Source organism: Nocardia sp. MH4 (assembly GCF_019266065.1).
Classification (GTDB): domain Bacteria; phylum Actinomycetota; class Actinomycetes; order Mycobacteriales; family Mycobacteriaceae; genus Nocardia; species Nocardia canadensis.
In genome coordinates this window covers 1-22,000 of record NZ_LPNR01000042.1, presented here as the reverse complement: position 1 = coordinate 22,000, position 22,000 = coordinate 1, and the positions used below count along the sequence as shown (strand labels likewise).

The window sequence follows — 22,000 nt, the reverse complement described above, 5'->3', positions numbered from 1 at the left end:
GGACCGCTGCGCCCCGGCCACCGGCGCGGCGCTCGGCGGCGGCGCGCTCGCCACGGGGGCGGTGCCGCAGACGGCGCAGTAGCCGTCCTCGACGGCGCCGCCGCACCCCGGTTCACTACATGTCATGCTGTCCGCCCCGCTTTCTCCCCGATGATCGAACGATAGTCGGCGACCGCCCGGGTGACAGCGGCCAGATCGCAGGGTGTCCGGCCGAGCAGCCCGGCGGCGATGCGATCGGCGGCGAGGACGTCGCGGTCCTCGCTCACCCCGAGCCGGGACGCCTTGGCCCGGTAGGCCGTCAACCGGCCGCGGAGTTCGGCGCGCCGGTCCAGCAGTCCGCGCGCCAATTCCTGTCGCCGCGTTGCCGTGTCGACGGCGTGATTGGTGCGGGCCCGCAGCGCGAGCAGGTGCTCGACCGTCGGCCTGGTCGGTTGCGGGCCGAGGCTGTCGAGTGCGGCGAGCAGCCGCGCGGCCGGTTCCCCGCCACCGGGCAGCTCGCCGGTCGCGACCTTGTGCGCGGCCTGCGCGGCGGTCTCGTCGGCCTGGTGTTGCAGCGCGTCCAGATCGGCCAGCCGGGCCCGCAGCTGGGCGACCGCGCCGGGCAGGTCGGCGGCGACCGCGAGATGTTCGGCGTGCCGGGCGGATTCGGTCTCGATCAGCGCGGTGAGCGAGGCGAGCGCGGCGGCGATCTCCCCCGGGCGGAATCCCAGCGGGTCGGTGCCCGCGCGACTCAGCAAGGTCGTCAGCGGTTCGGCGGCGGCGTCGAGCGCGCCGTGCGCCTGTTCGACGCGCTGTTGCAGCGGAGCGAGGGCGCCGAGCACCTGCCGGTCGACCGACTCGATCTCCTCGGCGAAGGGCGCGACGAACGCGAACGCGGCCCGCATCCGGTCCAGCGAATCGGCGATGCCGACCGTCACGAGGGTCTCCGCGGGTCCGGTGAGTCCGCGCTGCGCCAACGGGATCGGGATCCGGGCGACCTCGTGTGGTCGTCCCCGCAGCAGTTCGGTGAGCCGACCCCGCGCACGGTCGTCGACCTTGCCGCGACCGCCGCGGATCGTCTCGGCCTCGGACAGGATCGCGCGCACTCGGCCCAGGTCCTCCCACAGTTCGCCGAGCGCCTTCTCCACCGGCACCCAGCGACGCGCGGTCTCCCCTGTCGGCGGATACCGGCGCACCAGGACCAGTCCGGGATGGCGGTCCAGCTCCAGCAGGGTGGTGCTCACCTGCGCCAATTCCGCGGTGCGCGCGGCCAGTTCACGATCGATCTCGGCGAGGCCGAGCATCGGCCAGGTCATCCGACGTACCGGGGCACGGGCGGGCCCGGTGACGGACCGAGCACCCCCAGGTGCTGCTGGTAGATCCGCTGCCAGGTGCCGTCGTTGCGGGTCCGGTCGAGCACGCCGTTGACGAACCGGACCAGGTCGCTGCTGCCCTTGGGCACGCCGACCGCGTAGGCGCCGGTGCCGATCTCGTCGCCGACCAGTTCCAGATTGCGGTCCTGGGCGACCAAACCGGCCAGGATCGGCTCGTCACCACTGATGGCGTCGACGGTGCCCTGCTGCAGGGCGACCAGGCAGTCGGTCCAGTTGGTCACGCCGAGCACGGACGGCGGTTCGGGCAGCGCGAACAGCGGCGCGGCCGCGGTGGTGCCCTTGGTGACGCACACGCGCTTGCCTGCGAGCCCGGCGGCGTTCGTGATGCCAGCGCCCTTCGGGGCCGCGATGCGTTGTGCCGCACGGTAGTACACGCTGGAGAAATCGACATCGCGCCGGCGTTCGCAGGTGGCGGAGAAGGTACGCACGATCATGTCGACCTTCTTGTCCTGCAGCAGCGGGATCCGGTCGGCCGCGGCGACGGAACGCAGTTCGATCTTGTCCGGATCACCGAACAGATCGCGCGCGATCTCCCTGGCCAGGTCGATGTCGAAGCCCTCCAGCCGTCCGGTGGACGGATTGCGGAAGCCGAACATGTAGGTGTTCTGGTCGACGCCGACCCGCAGCCTGCCGTTGGCGACGATCGCCGCCATCGACGAACCGGCCGGCATCGCGCCGGGACGCGGTTGCGCCGTCGGGGCCAGGGTCGCCTCGGTGTCGCAGGATCCCGTGCCCTCCGCGGTGGGGGCCGAGGTGATGGCTTCGGCGCCGGGGATCGGCGGGGCGACGGCGGTGGCCGGAATGGTCGACGGCTCCGGCGCGTCACCGCAGCCCGCGACCAGGACGACCGCCGCGGCCAGCGCCGCGGCCAGCAGAGGACGCCGGGTACTCACAGGAACTCCTTCAGTCGGGGCCACAGGCCGGTGACCACCGCGCCCGCCGCGGCCAGCAGCAGGATCAGCGTGCCGAACGGGCTGAGGGTGAAGGTGGTTCCGGCGGCGTCGACGCCGTCGCGCAGGTCGGTGCGGGCCTGCGCGAGCGCGTCGCGCAGTTCCCGGTCCAGGCGGGCGAAGCTGGTCGCCGAGCTGTCGGGACCGGTACCGATGGCCTGGGTGACCGCCCCGGCGTAGTCGGCCTTCTCGTAGGCGGTGCGCTGGGCGTTGTGGCCCGCGTTCCAATTGGTCAGGGCCCGGCCCGCTTCGGAGTCACCCGCGCCCGCGGCGGTGAGCCGCTGTTCGAGGTCACGGGTGTGGGTGTGGAACGCGTTCTCCGGCGCGGTGATGTCGCCGCGGGTGATCAGGGCCAGGGTCTCGTCGGTGCGGGCCTGCTGGGCCAGGATGCGCGCGCTCGCCAGGTTCTCCACCCGCGCCCCGGCCCCGGTATCTCCGGTGTCGAGCAGTTGCGCGGCGGTGACGGTGGCCCCGGTCGACCACACCAGGGCCAGCAGCGCGGCCGCGGCGGCCAGGGCCACACCGGGATTCACCCACCGGTTGGTACGGCGCAGCAGCAGCACCGAACCGGCACCGCAGGCCGCCAGCACCAGCAACAGCAACACGATCGAGGTCCACGGCGGCGCGCCGATGCGGTGCTGGTCCTCGCGGACGGCGGCGAAGCGCGCCTTGTTCAGCTGTTCGGCGTTGGGCAGCAACGAGGTCTGCATGAGGTCGGAGGCTTGCCGCAGATACGCCGAGCCGACCGGGAAACCCTGACGATTGTTGGCGCGCGCGGTCTCCACCAGGCCGGTGTAGGTGGGCAGATCGGCGGCGATGCGGGCCACGATCGCCCTGGTCTGAGCGTCGGTAGCGCCGGCGGTCGCTTCCGCCAGCGCGGCGGCGGCTTCGGCGAGGGACTGCTCGTAGGTGTCACGCACCTGGGGCGATTCGACACCGCCGGACAGGAACGCCGTCGCGGCACCGGCGTCGGCGGCAGAGAGCGAGACGTAGAGGCTCTGCGCCGCGAACGCCAGCGGCTCGGTGCGGTCGAGTACCTGCTCGGTACGGCCGATCTTCGCGTCGAGCTGCTGTCCCACAGTCGATCCGGCGATCAGGCAGGCCACCGTGGTCACCACGAGTACCGCACCGATCACACCCGGTGTCGTCGCGGCGAAACGCCGCAGCCACATCCCCGCGTCTCGGATGGTCGCCGGTAGGCGAGATCCCACACCGTCCTCCTTCGTCTCCCCGGGCGGTGTCTTCGATCGCGATAGTACGGGAGGCGCTGGGAATTCGCCCGGGTGACCGAAACCCGCTCCGCACAACCGGATCGGGCATCGATCACCGTGACGAAAAGCACGGGGTCCGTCACCGGGAAGTGACGGACCCCGTTCGGGATCGGGTGGCGCCGCGGATCAGGCGCCGGCGACCTTCTCGCCCGGCGCGACCGTGGTGCCGGTCTTGCTGAACCGCAGGACGCCGTCCTCGATCGGCGCCTTGTGCATCAGCGTGCGGTCGCGGTAGTAGTTGTTGACCAGCTTCCAGGCGCCCCTGGCACCCTGACGCGGCATCGAGTCGTTGCCGCGCTGGATGTAGCCCGAGGTCAGGGCGCCACCCATCAGCGACTCGTCGGCGATGTCCTCGGGGTTGGCGTGCACCTCGAAGGTGGTGTAGCCACGGTCGCGCATGATGTTGAGCACGCGGCACAGGTACGCGGCGGCGAGGTCGGCCTTGAGCGTCCAGGACGCGTTGGTGTAGCCGATGATCATCAGGAAGTTCGGGATGTCGGAGTACAGGACGCTCTTGTAGGCGACCGTCTCGTTGAACTTCACCGGCTCGTCGTCGATCGACAGGGTGATGCCGCCGAGCATCTGCACGTTCAGGCCGGTGGCGGTGACGATGATGTCGGCCTCGAGCTCCTGACCCGACTCGGTCAGGATGCCCTTCTCGGTGAACTTGGCGATCTTGTCGGTGACGATGTCGGCCTTGCCGCTCTTGAGCACCTTGAACAGGTCACCGTTGGGCACCACGCACAGGCGCTGATCCCACGGGTTGTAGCTCGGGGTGAAGTGGCGCAGGTCCACGTTCTTGCCGACCTGCAGGCGCACCTGGGCCAGCATCAGCTTCTTGGCCAGCTCCGGGTTGGTACGCGAGAGCTGGAAGCTGGCGCGCTGCAGGGCGATGTTGCGGGCGCGGCCGATCTTGTAGGCGATCTGGTCGGGCACCCGGGACTTCTTCAGACCGATGGCGACCGGGTCGTCCGAGGGCAGCGCCTGGATCCAGGTGGGCGAGCGCTGCAGCATGGTGACGTGCGCGGCGTCGTCGGCCATCGACGGGATCAGCGTGATCGCGGTGGCGCCGGAACCGATGACCACGACCTTCTTGCCGGTGTAGTCCAGGTCCTCGGGCCAGTGCTGCGGGTGCACGATCCGGCCCTGGAAGTCGTCCTGGCCGGGGAAGGTGGGCTGGTAGCCCTCGTCGTAGTTGTAGTAGCCGCTGGCACCGACGAGGAAGTTGGCGGTCCAGGTCTCGGTCTCGCCGGTGGCCTCGATCAGGGCGGTGACGGTCCACAGTGCGGCGGCGCGGTCGAAGTCGGCGGTGACGACCTTGCGGCCGAAGGTGATGTGGTCGGTGACGCCGTACTCCTCGGCGGTGTCCTCCACGTAGCGACGGATGCTGGCGCCGTCGGCGAGCACCTTGGTGCCGATCCACGGCCGGAAGCCGAAACCGAAGGTCAGCATGTCCGAGTCGGAGCGGATGCCGGGGTACTTGAACAGGTCCCAGGTGCCGCCGATGTTCTCGCGGCGCTCCAGGATCGCGTAGCTGCGTCCGGTCTGCTCGCGGGTGAGGTGACAAGCCGTGCCGATTCCGGACAGGCCAGCGCCGATGATCAGTACGTCGACATGCCGCGTCATTGAGGAAACTCGTTTCGTAGGGTCGTCGCCGCCCGAGCACCGTCGCCCGAGCCTCCGTCGAGGTTACGTGTTTCACACGGTTACGTCTAGTTCGGCTGGGCCGCGTCGTGGCGTGTCGGGGGTTGCGCGCACGGTGATCGGAATCCGTGACGTCACCGGCTTCGCCGGTCAGAGTCGAGGACGATTCCTCTCACTACGACGAAAGGCGGACATGACCGAGCGCGGACTGTCGTTCCACTGGTTCCTGCCCACATACGGCGATTCGCGCGGGCTGGTCGCCGGCGGACACGGCAGCTTCATGTCCGGTAACCGCCCGGCCACCCTGCGCTACCTCGATCAGCTCACCGCGGCGGCCGAGGACAACGGTTTCGAGGGCGTGCTGACCCCCACCGGCGCGTGGTGCGAGGACGCCTGGCTGACCACCGCGATGCTGGTGCAGACCAGCGAGACGCTCAAGTTCCTGGTGGCGTTGCGCCCCGGCCTGACCAGCCCCACGCTGGCGGCCCAGATGGCGGCGACCTTCCAGCGCCATTCCGGCGGCAGGCTGCTGCTCAATGTCGTCACCGGTGGCGAGCCGCGCGAGCAGCAGGCCTACGGCGACTTCCTCGACAAGGCCCAGCGCTACGCCCGCACCGGCGAGTTCCTACACATCGTGCGCGAGCTGTGGGAGTCGACCGAGCCGATCAGTTTCACCGGTGAGCATCTCCAGGTGCGCGACGCGCTGCTCAGCTCCCGGCCCGATCCGATTCCGCCGGTCTTCTTCGGTGGTTCCTCCGGTCCGGCGGGGCCGATCGCGGCACGATACGCCGACACCTATCTGACCTGGGGCGAGCCGCTGGACGCGGTCGCCGCGAAGCTGGACTGGATCCGCGGGCTGGCCGCGATCGAGGGCCGCACTGTCGACTTCGGCCTGCGCATCCACGTGATCAGCCGCGATACCGCCGCCGAGGCGTGGGCCGAGGCCGACCGGTTGCTGTCGGGGATCGCGCCGGGCGAGATCGAGCGAGTGCAGGCGAGCCTGGCCAAGAGCGAGTCCGAGGGCCAGCGCCGGATGGCACAGCTGCACAACGGCCGCACCGACGGCCTGGAGATCGCGCCCAACCTGTGGGCCGGTGTCGGGCTGGTCCGCGGCGGCGCGGGGACCGCGCTCGTCGGCTCGCACGCGGAGGTGGCCGAGCGGCTGCTCGAGTACGCCGCGCTCGGGATCGACCAGTTCATCCTGTCCGGGTACCCGCACCTGGAGGAGGCGTACTGGTTCGGTGAGGGTGTGCTGCCGATCCTGGAGCGCCAGGGCCGCTGGCGGCATCCGTCCCGGCCCGCCGCGGTGCCGGTGGTGGCACCGTTCACCGCGGCGGCCAGCAGCTGAGGCAGCGCGCTCAGCGCGCCGCGCCGAACCAGCGCGGCAGGTGGACCAGCAGTTCCCGCTGGTCCACCCCCGCCCAGGCGACGTGGCCGTCGGGCCGCAGCAGCACCGCGGGGACGTCGAGTTCCTCGCTCACGTCCACGACATGGTCGACCCGATCGGCCCAGCCCGCCACCGACAGCAGGCCGGTCTGGTCCAGCAGCAGCCCGCGCCCGGCGTGCAGGCGGTCGTAGAGGCGGCCGCCCGTCAGCGTGATGTCGCGCAGGCGCTTGCCGACCAGCTCGTGGCCGTCGCCGAAGTCGTAGCGGATGCCGATCGCGACGATCTTCTCGATCAGGTACCGGTTCACCTCCTCGAACTCCATCAATTCCGCCAGCAGCCTGCGCGCGGCCTGCGCGCCCGGTTCGAGCGAGACCAGTTCCATCTGCGCGCGAGTGTTGTCCAGGACGTCCGCGGCCACCGGGCGCCGTTCGGTCTCGTAGCTGTCGAGCAGGCCCTCCGGCGCCCAGCCTGCGATCTGCGCGGCCAGCTTCCAGCCGAGGTTGAACGCGTCCTGGAGACCCAGATTCAGGCCCTGCCCGCCCATCGGCGGATGGATGTGGGCGGCATCGCCCGCCAGCAGCACCCGGCCGACGCGATAGCTGTCGGCCAACCGGGTGGCGTCACCGAAGCGCGACAGCCAGCGCGGTGCGTGCGCGCCGAGGTCGGTGCCCGCGGTGGCCACCAGCTGCCGACGCAGCTCCTCGAACGTCGGCGCGACGGTGCGATCGGCGGCGACCTCGGCCGCGGGCACCACGACGCGATATACGCCGTCGCCGAGCGGCATGGCGCCGAAACGCAGCTGGGTCTTGCGCACCTCGGCGTTCACGGTGGCCAGCGTCTCCGGCGACGCGGTCAGCCGCATCTCGCCCAGAAGGGTGTCGACCCGGCTCGGTTCGCCGGGGAAGCCGACCCCGAGCAGCTTGCGCACGGTGCTGCGGCCGCCGTCGCAGCCGACGAGATAGCGCGAGCGCAACCGCGTGCCGTCGGCCAGCTCGACGGCGACTCCGTCGTCGTCCTGCGTCAGCCCGACCACCTCGGCGCCGCGCCGGATCTCCACGCCGAGGGTGACGGCGTGCTCGGTCAGCAGGCGTTCGGTGACCGTCTGCGGGAGGCCGAGCACGTACGGATGGCTGGTGTCGAGCCCGGCGGGCTGGGGTTTCGCGATCCCGGCGAAGAAGCCGCCGAGCGGGTGCGGTGTCCCGGCGGCGAGAAATCGGTCCAGCAGACCGCGCTGCCCCAGCACCTCGAGACTGCGGGCGTGCAATCCCATGGCGCGCACCACCGGGGTCGGTGCCGGTTCCCGGTCCAGGACGAGTGCGCGCACCCCGTGCAGCCGCAGCTCGCTCGCCAGCATCACCCCGGTCGGTCCGCCGCCCGCAACGATCACGTCGATCATCAAATGCCCCTCGTTTGTGCTGGTCATGGCTTCGGCAGGCGATTGTGCAGGACGACCGGGGTCTTGCCGCAAGCCCCGGTGTGCGCTATACATTGAGAGTGGCAAGGAGTGGTTTCCCCTCCTTGCCATTGGTTTGTCCGCACCCCGGCGGTCTCGCCGGAACCGCCGCGATCCCCCTCACCCGCCGACAGCGACGGATCGACCAGGCCACCGGAATGGCAGTCGATGCATCTTTGCGGTCACTGCTGGTGACTGTGGATTCCTCGTCCGGGAATCCGCGAATGCGGCCGGGACCTGGCCCGTCCGCGCATACTCCGGAACCGCCATACTTCCTGCCTTGCCTGCGGTGATGCACTCCGCGCATCGCACAATCGCACTCCCCCAAGCGTTTTCGGCAGTGAGTGCACGCGGGGTTCCACGTGAATCAGCCCGTCAGCGCGGTGTTCGGGTCGATCCCGATACGCTCGGCTCGTGAGCCTCACCGTCGGTTTCGATCTGGACATGACCCTCATCGATTCGCGCCCCGGGGTCGCCGTCGCGATCGACACCCTGGCGCGGGAATTCGACCTGCCGATGGTGGGCAGCCACTTCGCCGACCATCTGGGACCGCCGCTGGCCACGCTGCTCGCCGACGCGGGCGCGCCCGACGACCTGATCCCCCATTTGGTCACCCGGTTCCGCGCGCTCTACCCCGACGTCGTCCCGCACATCCCCGCCCTGCCCGGCGCGGCCGCGGCGCTCGACGCCGTGCGCGCGGGCGGCGGACGGACACTGGTGGTCACCGGCAAGTTCGAGCCGAACGCCCGGCTGCACATCGACCACCTCGGCTGGCAGATCGACCTGCTCGCCGGCGATCTGTGGTCCACCGGCAAGGCCGAGGTCCTGCGGGCCGAGTCCGCCGCGGTCTTCGTCGGCGACCACGCCGGCGACATGCGCGGCGCGAAAGCCGCCGACGTCCTGGCCGTCGGTGTGACGACCGGCCCCTACGACGCCGACGGGTTGCGGGCCGCGGGCGCCGATGTCGTCCTCGACGACCTCACCCAGTTCCCCGAGTGGCTGGCCGGTTACGCCGCCGGTCGCGGCTAGGACACCGGAAACCTTTGCGCGGGTGGATTTCCGGTCCGGAACCCCGGCGTGGCCCCGGCCGTTGTCGTGGCATGTCGACGGACCCCTACTGGAATCACAACACGCACTACCACCCCTGGATCCTCGATCAGGTCCCGGCCGATGCCCGCACCGCGCTCGATGTCGGGTGCGGCGACGGCCTGCTCGCCCGTAAGCTGGCCACCCGCTGCGACGCCGTGCTCGGTGTCGATATCGACGACAAGGTCATCGCCACCGCCCCGCCCGCCCCGAACGTGCATCTCGAACAGGCCGACTTCCGCGAACTCGACGACACCTTCGACATGGTCACCGCCGTCGCCACCCTGCACCACGTCCCCGTCCGCGACGGCATCGCCGCACTGCGCCATCTGGTCGCGCCGGGCGGCACGCTCGCGGTCGTCGGCCTCTGGAAGATGCACCCCCTCACCGACTTCCACTACCTGCCGCTGCTGCCCGCGATCCGCGGCCTGGACTGGTGGCGTCGTGGCTCGCGGGGCGGCCCGGCGGCCGCGGTCCGCGACCCGGCGGAGACACTGTCCGAGATCCGAGCGGTGACCGGCGAATTGCTGCCCGGCGCGCAGATCCGCCGACGTCTGATGTGGCGCTACACCTTGGTCTGGCACAAGCCGCGCCGGCCCGGGGTCAGCGGCCACGGGACCTGAGCGCGACGGTTGACGGTGCGCCCGCGCCGGGTGATACAGTCCGGCGCAGTTTTTGTACGGGGAGGGTTTCGCACAGCGTGACGATGAATCGCACCAGATGGATCGTGGCCGGGATCTGCGCCGTGGTCGTCGCCATCGTCGCCGTGATCGTGGTGGTCGTGGTGACCAGGGACGCGAATCCACGCGACTACGTGGCCGAGCGCTATCAGCGGGCCCGCCAGCTCGATCAGGTCAACGACGGCATCGCGTTCACCGCCGCCGCCGCGCCCGCCGCCGTGGCCGCCGCGATCGCGAAGGCCACCGACCCCCGCGATCGCCGCAACACCGGCGACAACCACTACCTGCGCTTCGACAAGGACCTCGTCGCGGTCTCGCCGCACGCGGGCGGTTCGCTGGTGCTGGTCGACAGCCTCGCCAACGGCACCCGCCGCCACCACTCGCACACCAGCACCTACGGCTGGACCAGCGGCTCCGCGGCGGGCGACTTCCGCGGCGGCGGCAGCGACCAGGGCGGCAAGTAGTACATCGTCATTCAGCACAGGAGGACACATATGCTCGCCGACCTGGCGGCGGACGCGGGCGCCGCGCTCGCCTACTCCGCGGTGGGAATCGTGTTGATGGCCGTCGGTTTCGGCGTCGTCGACCTGCTCACCCCCGGTGATCTGCGCGCCCAGATCTGGCTCGAGCGCAACCGCAACGCCGCGATCCTGCTCGCCTCGAACCTGTTCGGAGTCGGGATCATCGTGGCCACCGCCATCTGGACCTCCGAGGGCAAGATCCTGCAGGCGCTGCTGGCGAGCGCGATCTACGGGGTGATCGGCCTGGCCGCGATGACGCTGGCCTTCGTGCTGCTCGACGCGCTCACCCCCGGCGATTTCCGCGCCGTCGTCGCCGATCCGGAACCGCATCCGGCGGTGTGGGTCACGGCATCGGCGCACGTCGCGGTCGCGCTGGTGGTGGCCGCGGGCCTGACCTGATGCCGGTGCACCGCCTGGCCAGGGCGGCGCTGCTGGCGACCGTGTTCGTCTGCGCCGCCTGCGGCCTGGTGTACGAGCTGTCGCTGGTCACCCTCGGCAGCTACCTGATCGGCGACACCGCGGCGCAGGCCTCCATCACCCTGAGTGTGATGGTGTGCGCGATGGGCGTCGGCGCGCTCGCGGCGAAACCGTTGCGCCGCCACGCCGCCGCCGCGTTCGTGGCGGTCGAGCTGGCGCTGGCCGTGATCGGTGGACTGTCGGTGGCGGCGCTGTACGCCAGTTACGCCTGGCTCAATGTCTACACCGGCACCCTGGTGCTGGCCGCGGCGGTGATCGGCATGCTGATCGGAGCCGAGATCCCGCTGCTGATGGAGTTGCTGCAGCAGATCCGCAGACAGGAGGCCAGCGGCGCGGTCGCCGATCTGTTCGCCGCCGACTATGTCGGTGCGCTGCTGGGCGGGCTGGCGTTTCCGTTCCTGCTGCTCCCGGTGTTCGGGCAGATCCGGGGCAGCCTCGTGGTCGGCGTCGTGAACGCCGCGGCCGGATCGGCCTTGGCGTTCTTCTTCTTCCGCGCGCAGATGACCCGCGCGGCCCGGCGCGTGCTGGTCGGCGCGACCGTGGTCGTCGCGGGCGGGCTCGCGAGCACCTATCTCTACGCCGATCGGTTCGAGGCCACCGCCCAGCAGGCCCTGTTCGCGCATCCGATCGTGTGGCAGACCCGCACGCCGTACCAGCAGATCGTGCTCACCGAGTCGTTCTCCCCGTTCGGCACCACCGATACCCGCCTCTATCTCAACGGTGGTCTGCAGTTCTCCTCGGTCGACGAGTACCGCTATCACGAGGCGCTGGTACATCCGGTGCTGGCGGGATCGCATCGCTCGGTGCTGGTCCTCGGCGGCGGTGACGGCCTGGCCCTGCGCGAGATCCTGCGCTATCCCGACGTCGCCGAGGTGACGCTGGTCGAGCTCGATCCGGCGATGATCGACCTCGCCCGCGCAGACGAGCGCCTCACCGTGCTCAACCAGCATTCCTTCGACGACCCCAGGGTTCGGGTGATCACCGCGGACGCGTTCACCTGGTTGCGCGGCGCCCCCGGGCTTTTCGACGCGGTGATCGTCGACCTGCCCGACCCGGACCAGACCTCGGTGGCCAAGCTGTACTCGCAGGAGTTCTACGCGATGACCGCGAACGTGCTGGCCCCCGGCGCCCGCCTGGTGGTGCAGTCCGGCTCGCCGTTCTTCGCGCCGCGCTCGTTCTGGACCATCGACGCCACCGTGCGCGCGGCCGGGCTGCGCACGACGCCCTACCACGTGGACGTGCCGAGTTTCGGTGATTGGGGCTTCGTGCTCGCCGCGGCGGGGCAGAGCCCGGCCCCGGCCCTGAGCTCCCCTACGCCGCTGCGTTCCCTCGACGACCGCACCCTCGCCGCCGCCACGGTGTTCCCGCCGGATCGCCGCGCGGCCGACCCGCAGGTCTCGACTCTCATGCGCCCGGTGATCCTGGATCTGCAGCGCCAGGAATGGCGCTGACCTCAGGCCGTCCCGGCGCAGGCCAAGTGGGTGCCTACGACAGCCAGGCCCAGCACGGCCACGACCGCCGACAGGGCGGGCACAGGCTCACGGATCAGGCGCTCCCCCGCACGTCGTAGCGCCGCCGTCAGCCGGTCGAGCCGACGCCCCACCGGCACGGGGTCACCGGATTTCCTCCGCGCTCCGCGCCGGAGGAGGCCGACCAGGGCGAGGACGAGCGCGGTGATCAGCATCGTCTTCCCTTCCCGCTCATCGGGTTCCGGCCGGCGCGGCGACGGCAGCGGTTCGCCGCCCGCCGGGCGCGGTGACGACGCCGACGGCGATCAGGCTGTCGGCGGTGTCGCGGATGGTGTCCTCGATCGGGCGCATGGTCCAGCCCAGTTCGCGGCGGGCCTTGTCGGCGCTGACGTTCTCGGTGCGGCCGAGCACCGGGAGGGTCAGCCGTACGCCCTTGTCGAACACCGCGACCAGCCGGACCAGCCAGTTCGGCAGCACCCGGGTCGGCACCCGGAAGCCCTGCGCGGCGAAATCGCGGGCCAGCATCGTGGCCAGCTCCCCCATCCACAGCGGCTCGGCCGCGCAGATGTACCGATTGCCCGCCGCCGCGGGCACTTCCATCGCGAGCCGGTGGGCGATCGCGAGGTCGCGCACATCGACCGGCGTCCAGCCGGTGCGCACCGAACCGGGCACATCGCGATTCAGCAGCCGGCGGATCGGCTCGTGCGAGGTGCTGGTCGTCGCGTCGAGCAGCGGGCCGAGCACCATGCCGGGATTCACGGCGACGAGTTCGAGTGCGCCACCGAGTGATTCGACGTAGTCCCAAGCGGCGCGTTCGGCGAGGGTCTTGCTCTTCTGATACGCGGGGATCCGGTCCACGACCGACCAGTCGGCCTCGGTGCGGACGGCGTCGTCGTCGTGGCCGTAGGCCACCGCGGCGACCGAGGAGGTGAGGACGACGCGGCGCACCCCGGCCGCCGCGGCGGCGCGCAGCACCCGCAGGGTGCCGTCGACGGCGGGCTCGATCAGCGCCTGCTCGTCGTCCGGGGGCGCGGACGGGAAGGGCGAGGCGACGTGCAGCACGGTGTCGCAGCCCGCCACCGCCTCCGCCCAGCCCGCGTCGTCGTCGAGCGTGGCGGCGACGAACTCGAGCGCACCGCCGGTGCGGCGGGCGAGGTCGGTCAGGTGCGCGCGTTGGGCGTGCGCGTCGAGGTCTCGCACGGAGCCGCGGACGGCGTAACCGTGCTCGAGCAGTTCGGCGATGCAGTGGCCGGCCACGAAACCCGTCGCGCCGGTGACCAATACCCGAGTGGTCATGGTGTTCACCCTTCGTCCTTCCAGGGACGCCCGCCCATCTGAGCGGTGCTCAAATAATCTAAACACTGCATAGATTTCCTGTCCAGTGCCGATCTCGGCGAGCTTCTCGCTTACGCTCGGAGGGTGAAGCGCACCCGTTACCACCACGGCGACCTGCGGGCCACGCTGATGGACGCCTGCCTGCGCCTGATCGAGAGCGAGGGCCTGGCCGCGGTGAGCCTGCGCCGCGTCGCCCGCGAAGCCGGGGTCAGCAGCGGCGCGCCCTACCACCACTTCGCCGACCGCGCCGCGCTGCTGTCGGCGCTGTCGGTGGACGGCTTCCAGCAGCTCGCCGCCGACCTCGCCGCGACCAAGGCGGCGGCCACCTCTCCGCTGGACGCGCTCACCGCGCTGGCCGAGACCTACGTCCGGTTCTCCCGCGACCATCCGGCGCAATTCCGGCTGATGTTCCGCCCCGAGCTGTCCCAGCCGGAGAAACACCCCGATGCCCACGAGGCCGGCGACGACGCGTTCCAGATCCTCGCCGACACGGTCGCCGAGGCGGTCGCGGCGGGCGTGCTGCCCGCCGACCGCGCCGACACCCTGGCCGTGGCCTGGTGGGCACTGGGGCACGGACTGGCCTCGCTGTGGCTGGACGGGCATCTCGAGAAACGCAGCGAGCAGATGGGCACCAACGCGCCCGACCTCGTCGACGCGATCATGCGCTCCTTCACCGGCCTCATCGCCCCCCGGCCCACCGGCGCCTGACGCGCCGTCGCTTATTCCCTCGGCCGCACCCGCGCGCTCACCTACAGTGGGGTGCACCGTCATCCGTCGTGTGCCACCCGAGCAGGAGAGCCGATGTCTGCCACCGCGAAACTCGATCCCCTGGTCGAAGCGTTCGTCGACGCGCTCAACGCCCAGGACACCGACCGCTTCTACGGTGTGCTGACCGAGGACGCGACCATGTCCGACGATGGGGTCGAACGCGACCTCGCGCAGTGGACCGAGGCCGAGATCTTCAGCAGCAACGGCCACCTGGTCGTGGAATCGGTCGACGGTGACGGCCTCGAGCTCACCGCCGACTACACCAACAGCCGATGGGGCTCCCTGCGTACCACCTGGCGGTTCGTCCTGCGCGACGGACTGATCAGCCGATTCGAAACCGGACAGGCGTGAACGACGAACTCTTGCTGACCCCGCGCTACGGCGAGTCCTCCCTCGCCGATCTGCTTCCCTCCGTGCTGGCCTGCCTCGGCGTCGACGGCGAGACCGACCGACTCGGCCTGGATCTCGACGTCGACCACGTGTGCGTCCTGCTCGTCGACGGCCTCGGCGCGCAGGCGCTGGCCGCCAACGCCACGACGGCGCCGTTCCTGTCGGGCCTGCCGGAAGCCACCATGACCGCGGGCTTTCCGAGCACCACCGCCACCAGCCTGACCACCCTGGGCACCGGTCTGCCGCCGGGCGAGCACGGCATCGTCGGGTACCTGCTGCGGCTGCCGGAAGAGCAGCGGCTGTTCAACAGCCTGCGCTGGCAACTCAACGGCGCCGGCCCGAAGGTCGACGCCCTCGCCACGTTCCCGCCCGAGCGAATCCAGCCGCGGCCCACCGCCTTTCAGCGCGCCACCGCCGCCGGGATCGCCGCGATCCAGGTCGCGCCGGGGTATCAGGACGGCTCCGGCCTGACCAGGGCCGGCTGGCGTGGCGGCGGCTTCCGGGCCACCTTCTCCGTCGGCGACCTGATCGACGGCGTCCTCGACGCTCTCGGCTCGGCACCGAAAACCCTGGTCTACACCTATCATTCGGAACTCGACACGACCGGGCACGCGCGCGGGCCCGCCTCGCGGGCCTGGCGATTCGAGCTCGGGCACGTCGACCGGATCGCCGCCGAACTGGCCGCGCGGCTGCCCGCCCGCACGGCGCTGATCGTCACCGCCGACCACGGCATGGTCGAACTCACCGAGCGGATCGACTTCGACACCCACCCGCACCTGTCCGCGGGCGTCGCCGAGCTCGCCGGGGAGCCCCGCGCCCGCCACGTCTACACCACCGACGGCGCGACCGCCGACGTGGCCGACACCTGGGCGGGCGTGCTCGGCGGCGACTTCCTGATCCGCACCCGGGCCGAGGCGATCGAGGCGGGCTGGTTCGGGCCGACGGTCACCACCGAATCCGCCTACCGGATCGGCGATCTGGTCGTCGTCGCGCGCGGGGAGGCCGGGGTGATCCGCTCCGCCGCCGAACCGCTGCAGTCGATGATGGTGGGCCATCACGGCTCGCTCACCGCCGCCGAGCTGCTGGTTCCGTTGCGGATCCACCGCGGCTGAGGCCGACCGCTTAGGCTGGAGGCCACTCGACGCGCACCCGCGCGGCGCGACCCTCAGGAGGAACCATGCACGCCACCACCCGAACCGGTGCCGTCGCCGTCGGCGTCGCGGTGTTGGCGGCACTGGCGAGTGGCTGCACCGAGGTCGAGCGGGTGCTCAACCAGGGTGGCGACACCTCGTGCCGCGACTACGTCAACCAGGAGCCCGACACCAAGCGGATCACCATCACCAAGGCGATCAAGCAGCGCAACGGCACCGACAACGAGCCCGCGGGCACCCTGGTCGACTCGATGATCGTGCAGGTCGACCTGCTGTGCGCGGGCCAGCGCAATATCGACACCCCGATCAAGAACGCCGATATCGCCGGGCTCTTCCTGAACAAGTAGCCGACGCCGGTGCCGTCAAGCCGCCACGACAGGGCATGCACCGGTGACCCGGTCGTCCGCCGGTAAACGGTGCACACCGTGGTGGCGCAGCTGATAGACATGAAAGCGCCACCGACGAGCAGGGAGTTGAACGTGGGCGCACACGACGACCCGATCGCCGGATCGCCCCCGCCGGACCGGCTCTCGGACTATCGGGGCGCGCTCGAGAAGCAGTGGAACAAGCTGGCCGCGCCCTCGCGCCCGCTGCATCTGCCCCGTGACACCGGGCCGGTGCGCGCGGAAGTCGCCAAGTCCTGGCAGCGCTCGCTGCACACCGTGGACCCGGCACAGACCGTCGCCCCCGGCTTCAACGACATCAGCGACCGCTGGTCGGAGTCGCCGCTGCGCAGACCAGTCACCGAACTCGCCGGGCAACTGCGCGGCATGGCCGAGGAATCCGGTTATCTCGCCGTCGTCAGTGACGAATCGGGCACCATCTTGTGGACCGCGGGCGATCGCACTCTGCGCCGCCAGGGTGAGCAGGTGAACTTCGCGCCCGGCGGGGTGTGGGACGAGAGTCATATGGGCACCAACGGCCTGTCGCTGGCGCTGCACGACGACAAGGCCGTGACCGTCTTCTCCGCCGAGCACCTGGTCGCGGCGCTGCACGGCTGGGTGTGCTATTCCGCGCCCATCCACGGCCCCGACGGCAGGCAGGTCGGGGTGCTCGATCTGTCCTCGACCTGGGAACGCTCGCACCCCATGGTGATGACCTCGGTCCGGGCGCTGGTGACCGCGGTGGAGACCATGTTGCGGGCCGAGGCGCCCGCTCCCGCGCCCGGTGTCCGGCTCGAATGCCTCGGCGCCGCACGGCTGTTGCGCGACGGCAGGCCGGTCCCGCTGCCGCCGCGCCAGCTCGAGATCCTGGCCCTGCTGGCGCTCGAACCCGAGGGCTATACCCCCGAGCAGCTGCACGCCGCCGTCTACGGCGACCGATCGGTCTCGCTCAACACCCTCAAAGCCGATGTCTCGCATCTGCGGCGGGCCACCCGCGGCGAGATCGCCAACCGGCGCTACATGCTCACCGGTCCGGTGTCCTGCGACGCGGTCGACCTGCTCGCCGCGATCGAGGGCGGCGACCTCACCTCGGCGCTGTGGCTGTATCGCGGGCCGCTGCTACCCGGCTCCGATCTCCCCGGCGTCGAACAGTGGCGCGCGCATCTGGATGTGGGCATCCGCAACGCGGTGCTCCACAGCGATCGGGCCGAGCACGCCGTGGCCTTCGGCCAGCGCTGTCCCGGCGATGTCGCGGTGCACGAGCACGCGCTGCGCCTGCTGCCGCGAGACGACGTCCGCCGGGCCGTCGTCACCGCCCGCCTGTACACCGCGCGACAGGGCTGACCTGGGCGAACACGCTCACCAACCTCGTACCAACCTTCGCCGACCATAGTGTGTTCCACCACGCAGAGGTCGCGAGGAGCGAGACGCATGATCTACGGCAAGCCCGGATCGGATACCGGCATCGTCAGTTATGCCGCCCGATACGACAACTTCATCGGGGGTGACTGGGCCGCCCCCATCGAAGGCCGCTACTTCGACAACACCTCGCCGGTCGACGGCGAGACGTTCTGCGCGGTGGCCAGGTCCACGGCCGCCGATATCGACATGGCGCTCGAGGCCGCGCATCGTGCCACCGACCGCTGGGCCGCGACCCCGGTCGCCGAGCGCGCCGACATCCTCAACAAGATCGCCGACCGGATCGAGAACAGCATCGAACCGCTGGCGGTCGCCGAGACCTGGGACAACGGCAAGCCGGTCCGCGAAACCCTGGCCGCGGATCTCCCGCTGGCCGTGGATCACTTCCGCTACTTCGCCGGTGTGCTGCGCGCCCAGGAGGGCTCGATCTCGCAGATCGACCCCGACACCGTCGCCTACCACTTCCACGAGCCGCTCGGCGTGGTCGGCCAGATCATCCCGTGGAACTTCCCGATCCTGATGGCGGCTTGGAAGCTGGCCCCCGCGCTGGCCGCGGGCAACTGCGTGGTGATCAAACCCGCCGAGCAGACACCCGCCTCGCTGTTGCTGGTCGTCGAGCTGATCGCCGACCTGCTGCCGCCGGGAGTCCTCAACGTGGTCAACGGCTTCGGCGTGGAGGCGGGCAAACCGCTGGCGCAGAGCCCACGGGTGGCCAAGATCGCGTTCACCGGCGAGACCACGACCGGCAGGCTGGTCATGCAGTACGCGAGCGAGAACATCATCCCGGTCACCCTGGAGCTGGGTGGCAAGAGCCCGAACATCTTCCTGCCCGACGTGATGGCGGCCGACGACGACTACCTCGACAAGGCCGTCGAGGGCTTCGTGATGTTCGCCCTGAACCAGGGTGAGGTGTGCACGTGCCCGTCACGCGCGCTGATCCACTCGTCGATCTACGACGAATTCCTCGCCCGCTGCATCGCCCGCACCGAGGCCGTCGTGTCAGGTCATCCCCTCGATACCGAGACGATGATCGGCGCGCAGGCCGGCAACGACCAGTACGAGAAGATCCTGTCCTACCTGGACATCGGCAGAGCCGAAGGCGCCCGCGTGCTGACTGGAGGGGAAGCACGCAAGGTCGACGGCCTGCCGGGTGGGTACTACATCGAACCCACCATCTTCGAGGGTGAGAACACGATGCGGATCTTCCAGGAGGAGATCTTCGGACCCGTGGTCGCGGTGACCCGTTTCGACACCGTCGACGAGGCCATCCGCATCGCCAACGACACCCTCTACGGCCTCGGCGCGGGCGTGTGGACCCGCGATATCAACACCGCTCACCGACTCGGCCGCGGCATCAAGGCGGGCCGGGTCTGGACCAACTGCTACCACGCCTACCCCGCGCACGCCGCCTTCGGCGGGTACAAGAAGTCGGGATTCGGGCGGGAGAACCACGCCATGATGCTCGGGCACTACCAGCAGACCAAGAACCTGCTGGTCAGTTATTCCACGACGAAACTCGGGATGTTCTGATGCAGAACCGGATCCACCGTGTGGAGATCACCGAACGCGCCCAGACCCTGTTGCGCAGGCTGATCGAGGACAACGGCCCGGTGTTGTTCCGCCAGGCCGGCGAGGGCTGCGACGAGGACATCGCGCCGGTGTGCCTATCCGCCAAGCAGTTCCCGATCGAGAAGGCCGATGTCCTGCTGGGCAGGCTCAGCTGGCACACCGAGTTCTGGATCAGCCCCGAGCAGTTCGAATGCTGGAAGGACACCCACCTCACCGTCGACGCGGTGCGCGGGCAGGCCAGCGCCGAATCGCTGGAAGCGGGCCAGGGCATGCGCTTCGTGCTGCGCGCCCGGCAACTCACCGAGGCGGAGAACGCGGCACTGGCTGCCGCACCGCCCCCACGAACCGGCGCCGACCGCACGCTGTAGCGGCGCCACGGACCTGACCTGGTAGGACCTTCCCGGCGCTGCCAGGCCATGGCGAGCCCCCGCCGACTGGGCCATCGCGGCTCAGCCGGCGGGGCGAGCTCGCCGAATCCCCCGTGCCGGTCCGCCCCTAGCAAAGACGTTCCCGCACAAACCAAATCGCGTCTCGCTCAGCGAGACACGCAGGTCAAGACTGCAACGATTCCGTTACGTTATGGCGATGTTCTTAGCGAGACTCGGTGTTCGAACCCGGATTCTGGCGATCGCTCTCATCCCCAGTCTCACGCTGGTGGTGGTCGGCGTCGGAACGGCGGGCTACCTGGTCGACGAGAGCAACAAGGCCAAGACCTGGGCCTCGGAAATGCAAGCGGCCGTGCCCTACACGCGCGAGCTCATCGAGGCCGTCCAATCCGAACGCCAGCTCACCCTGGCCCACCTGGCCGGTGACGAGACCGCCCAGCTCGCCCTCGCGCCCGCCCGGGCCCGGCTCGATGCCGCCTTCCGGGGCCTGATCGAGGTCTCCGAGGGCATCCGCAAGGTCGACGATTCCAACATCGGCGACGACAAGGGCGGATTCAACACTCTCGGTACGCATCTGGCCGGGGTGCGCGGCGGCGCCGACGCGGGCCTGCTGCCCGCCTCCGACGCGTACATGTTCTACAACAAGCTGCTCGACGTGTTCACCCAGGGCACCAAGGTCGCCGAGCGCGCCGCCCCCGACGCCGTGGTCGCCGCGGGCGTGGGCGAGGGCATGCGCCTGCTCAACGCCGCCGAGGCGATGTCGCGCAGCAACGCCCTGGCGCTGTCGATGGTGGCCGCCGGTGGGCCCACCAGCATTCCGCTCGACGAGTTCGTCAAGCAGAGCGGCTTCTATCACAACGAAGTCGCCAACGTCGCCGCCGAACTCGACGAAGCCCAGCGCACCGCGATCACCGCGCTGATGTCGTCCTCGCAGTGGGGGCAACTGAGCGCGATGGAGTCGGCCCTCGTGCAGCGTTTCGCGGCGGCGGCCGCGCAGACCACCGGCAGCTCGAGCACCTCGACCAAGCAGACGCCCGCCGCGCTGCCGCTGTCCTCACCCGAATGGCAGAGCGCGGCAGCCGAAGTCAACCGGGCCATGCTCGACGCGTACAGCACGCACAACCGCCACGTCCAGAAGCTCGCCGAGGACACCGCGCACCGCGCCGAGGTCAACGCGGCCCTGGCCGGTGGCGGCGTGCTCGCGCTCAGTGTGCTGGTGTTCCTGGTCGCGGTGATCCTGGCCAACCGGATCATCCGCCGCCTGCGCAGGCTGCGCACCGAAACCCTCGCCCTCGCCGACGAACAGCTGCCCGCCACCATGCGCGCGCTGCGCGAGGGCGGTGACATCGACGCCGCGCAGACCTCCCCCACGCTGGACTTCGGCAGGGACGAGATCGGCCAGGTCGCCCAGGCTTTCGAGCACGCCGCCTCGGCCGCGCTGCGCGCCGCCGTCGACGAGGCCCGCACCCGCGAGGGTGTGCGCGCGGTGTTCCTCAATATCGCCCACCGCAGCCAGATCGTGGTCCACCGCCAGCTCGAGATCCTCGACGAGGCCGAACGCAGGCAGGAGGATCCGGCGCTGCTGGAGACCCTGTTCCGGCTCGACCACCTGGCCACCCGCGAACGCCGCAACGCCGAGAACCTGATCATCCTGGGCGGCGGCAGGCCCGGACGTCAGTGGCGCAAGCCGGTTCCGGTGATGGACGTCGTGCGCAGCGCCATCGGCGAGACGCTCGACTACGCCCGGGTGCGCGTCACCAAGCTGCCCGAGGTCGAGGTCGTCGGCACCGTCGTGGCCGACCTCGTGCACCTGCTCGCCGAGCTCGTCGACAACGCGACCGCGTTCTCCCCGCCGCAGTCGCGAGTCGAGGCGGGTGGCAACATCGTCGGCAAGGGCGTGGTCATCGAGATCACCGACCAGGGCATGGGCATGAGCCCCGAGGACCTGGCCCGCTACAACGACATGCTGGCCGATCCGCCGGACTTCGGTGTCGGCACGCTGTCCTCGGATTCGCGCCTCGGTCTGTTCGTCGTCGCCCGGCTGTCGACCTCGCACGGTGTCTCGGTGCGGCTCAGCGAATCCGACTACGGCGGTATCCGCGCGATCGTGCTCATTCCGCTGTCGCTGCTGGCCGGCGACTCCGACACCTCGATGATGCCGCCGGCCACCACCGGTCCGCTGCGTCGCGGTCTGCCCGCGCCCGCGCCCGAGCCCGCCCCGATCGCCGCCATCGAGTCGGCGCCCGCGCCGACCGCGGTGGCCACCCTGGTCGCCGAACCGCCCACGC

The 22,000-nt window shown here is 70.5% G+C and carries 21 protein-coding genes; 14 read left to right on the top strand and 7 right to left on the bottom strand.

Features of this window, described 5'->3' with window-relative positions; all coding sequences use genetic code 11:
- Positions 1-122: 122 nt before the first annotated feature.
- From ATM97_RS02230 to ATM97_RS02215, 4 genes are all read right to left on the bottom strand, one after another.
- The gene (locus tag ATM97_RS02230) at positions 123-1,295 is read right to left on the bottom strand and encodes a hypothetical protein (protein ID WP_218716232.1); all 1,173 of its coding nucleotides are present in this window, start codon (positions 1,293-1,295) and stop codon (positions 123-125) included.
- Positions 1,292-2,266: a glutamate ABC transporter substrate-binding protein gene (locus ATM97_RS02225; RefSeq protein ID WP_218716231.1), complete on the bottom strand. Its 975-nt coding sequence runs from the start codon at positions 2,264-2,266 to the stop codon at positions 1,292-1,294. The genes ATM97_RS02230 and ATM97_RS02225 overlap by 4 nt, the downstream gene beginning before the upstream one ends.
- A complete protein-coding gene (locus tag ATM97_RS02220) occupies positions 2,263-3,534 on the bottom strand; it encodes a hypothetical protein (RefSeq protein WP_308248341.1) in 1,272 nt (423 codons plus the stop codon). The genes ATM97_RS02225 and ATM97_RS02220 overlap by 4 nt, the downstream gene beginning before the upstream one ends.
- Before the next feature lie 186 nt (positions 3,535-3,720).
- Positions 3,721-5,220 carry an NAD(P)/FAD-dependent oxidoreductase gene (locus ATM97_RS02215; RefSeq protein WP_218716230.1) on the bottom strand — a complete coding sequence of 500 codons (1,500 nt, stop codon included), beginning with the start codon at positions 5,218-5,220 and terminating at the stop codon, positions 3,721-3,723.
- A 211-nt stretch (positions 5,221-5,431) separates the two neighbouring features.
- Between ATM97_RS02215 and ATM97_RS02210 the strand changes: the two genes are divergently transcribed.
- Positions 5,432-6,586, top strand: a complete 1,155-nt coding sequence (locus tag ATM97_RS02210; protein ID WP_218716229.1) for an LLM class flavin-dependent oxidoreductase — start codon at positions 5,432-5,434, stop codon at positions 6,584-6,586.
- Between the two features lie 10 nt (positions 6,587-6,596).
- Here the strand turns inward: ATM97_RS02210 and rox are convergent, their stop codons facing one another.
- Complete coding sequence (gene rox / locus ATM97_RS02205; RefSeq protein ID WP_218716228.1) at positions 6,597-8,021, bottom strand: rifampin monooxygenase; 1,425 nt, start codon at positions 8,019-8,021, stop codon at positions 6,597-6,599.
- A gap of 471 nt (positions 8,022-8,492) precedes the next feature.
- Here rox and ATM97_RS02200 point away from each other — a divergent pair, with 471 nt between their 5' ends.
- From ATM97_RS02200 to ATM97_RS02180, 5 genes are all read left to right on the top strand, one after another.
- Positions 8,493-9,107: an HAD family hydrolase gene (locus ATM97_RS02200; protein ID WP_218716227.1), complete on the top strand. Its 615-nt coding sequence runs from the start codon at positions 8,493-8,495 to the stop codon at positions 9,105-9,107.
- 71 nt (positions 9,108-9,178) lie between these two features.
- The gene (locus ATM97_RS02195; RefSeq protein ID WP_218716226.1) at positions 9,179-9,787 is read left to right on the top strand and encodes a bifunctional 2-polyprenyl-6-hydroxyphenol methylase/3-demethylubiquinol 3-O-methyltransferase UbiG; all 609 of its coding nucleotides are present in this window, start codon (positions 9,179-9,181) and stop codon (positions 9,785-9,787) included.
- An 83-nt stretch (positions 9,788-9,870) separates the two neighbouring features.
- Positions 9,871-10,308 carry a DUF4247 domain-containing protein gene (locus tag ATM97_RS02190; RefSeq protein WP_218716225.1) on the top strand — a complete coding sequence of 146 codons (438 nt, stop codon included), beginning with the start codon at positions 9,871-9,873 and terminating at the stop codon, positions 10,306-10,308.
- A gap of 30 nt (positions 10,309-10,338) precedes the next feature.
- On the top strand, positions 10,339-10,764 hold the full coding sequence (locus tag ATM97_RS02185; RefSeq protein WP_218716224.1) for a DUF350 domain-containing protein: 426 nt from the start codon (positions 10,339-10,341) through the stop codon (positions 10,762-10,764).
- Positions 10,764-12,293, top strand: coding sequence for a polyamine aminopropyltransferase (locus ATM97_RS02180; RefSeq protein ID WP_218716223.1), 1,530 nt, complete (start codon positions 10,764-10,766; stop codon positions 12,291-12,293). The genes ATM97_RS02185 and ATM97_RS02180 overlap by 1 nt, the downstream gene beginning before the upstream one ends.
- Positions 12,294-12,295: 2 nt before the next feature.
- Here the strand turns inward: ATM97_RS02180 and ATM97_RS02175 are convergent, their stop codons facing one another.
- Both ATM97_RS02175 and ATM97_RS02170 read right to left on the bottom strand, forming a co-directional pair.
- On the bottom strand, positions 12,296-12,526 hold the full coding sequence (locus ATM97_RS02175) for a hypothetical protein (protein WP_218716222.1): 231 nt from the start codon (positions 12,524-12,526) through the stop codon (positions 12,296-12,298).
- Positions 12,527-12,542: 16 nt separating this feature from the next.
- Positions 12,543-13,607 (bottom strand): NAD-dependent epimerase/dehydratase family protein, encoded by a 1,065-nt coding sequence (locus ATM97_RS02170; protein WP_218716221.1) that lies wholly within the window; start codon positions 13,605-13,607, stop codon positions 12,543-12,545.
- Between the two features lie 123 nt (positions 13,608-13,730).
- On the opposite strand from ATM97_RS02170, the gene ATM97_RS02165 reads away from it, so the two are divergent.
- The 8 genes from ATM97_RS02165 to ATM97_RS02130 form a co-directional block, all read left to right on the top strand.
- Positions 13,731-14,354, top strand: coding sequence for a TetR/AcrR family transcriptional regulator (locus ATM97_RS02165; RefSeq protein ID WP_218716220.1), 624 nt, complete (start codon positions 13,731-13,733; stop codon positions 14,352-14,354).
- Between the two features lie 93 nt (positions 14,355-14,447).
- Positions 14,448-14,765, top strand: coding sequence for a nuclear transport factor 2 family protein (locus ATM97_RS02160; protein ID WP_255586723.1), 318 nt, complete (start codon positions 14,448-14,450; stop codon positions 14,763-14,765).
- Positions 14,762-15,916: an alkaline phosphatase family protein gene (locus tag ATM97_RS02155; protein ID WP_308248340.1), complete on the top strand. Its 1,155-nt coding sequence runs from the start codon at positions 14,762-14,764 to the stop codon at positions 15,914-15,916. The genes ATM97_RS02160 and ATM97_RS02155 overlap by 4 nt, the downstream gene beginning before the upstream one ends.
- Positions 15,917-15,981: 65 nt before the next feature.
- Entirely contained in the window at positions 15,982-16,302 is a 321-nt protein-coding gene (locus ATM97_RS02150) for a hypothetical protein (RefSeq protein WP_218716218.1), read from the top strand.
- Between the two features lie 126 nt (positions 16,303-16,428).
- Entirely contained in the window at positions 16,429-17,682 is a 1,254-nt protein-coding gene (locus tag ATM97_RS02145) for a transcriptional regulator (protein ID WP_218716217.1), read from the top strand.
- Between the two features lie 87 nt (positions 17,683-17,769).
- Positions 17,770-19,287, top strand: a complete 1,518-nt coding sequence (locus tag ATM97_RS02140) for an aldehyde dehydrogenase family protein (protein WP_218716216.1) — start codon at positions 17,770-17,772, stop codon at positions 19,285-19,287.
- The gene (locus tag ATM97_RS02135; protein ID WP_218716215.1) at positions 19,287-19,694 is read left to right on the top strand and encodes a DUF779 domain-containing protein; all 408 of its coding nucleotides are present in this window, start codon (positions 19,287-19,289) and stop codon (positions 19,692-19,694) included. The genes ATM97_RS02140 and ATM97_RS02135 overlap by 1 nt, the downstream gene beginning before the upstream one ends.
- A 217-nt stretch (positions 19,695-19,911) precedes the next feature.
- Positions 19,912-22,000: nitrate- and nitrite sensing domain-containing protein (locus ATM97_RS02130; protein WP_255586712.1), on the top strand; the 2,089-nt coding region annotated here is incomplete at its 3' end.